Annotated in this window: 1 protein-coding gene; it reads right to left on the bottom strand. The window is 64.5% G+C overall.

Going from position 1 to position 318, the window contains the following annotated elements; all coding sequences use genetic code 11:
* Positions 1–318: Ig-like domain-containing protein (locus F3J24_RS24770; RefSeq protein WP_167011557.1), on the bottom strand; the 318-nt coding region annotated here is incomplete at both ends.

Below are 318 nucleotides of genomic sequence, written 5' to 3'. Positions count from 1 at the left end.
CGGTCTGCGCCGTGTAGCTGAAGCGGGCGTCGCCGCTGAAGCCATCCGCCGGTGTGAACACCAACTGGCCGCCCACCAGCTTGACGCTGCCGTCGGCCACGACCACGGTGCCGCCTTCGGCGATGGCGGTGCCGTTGACGTGGGTGATGTGCTGGTTCTGTCCTTCAAACAGGTCGTTGCCCAGCACGTCAATGGTGACGGACTTCTCGAAGCCGGTCGTGGCAGCATCGTCGAACGCATCCTGCTCGGGCGTGACGTTGACCGTCACCGTAGTCGTGGTCTTGCCGCCCTTGCCGTCATCGAGTTCGATGGTGAAGC

The organism is Comamonas sp. Tr-654, from assembly GCF_011752915.1.
GTDB lineage: Bacteria > Pseudomonadota > Gammaproteobacteria > Burkholderiales > Burkholderiaceae_C > Comamonas.
Note: the sequence above shows the minus strand (reverse complement) of the source record. Positions and strands in the feature narration are given on the sequence as shown.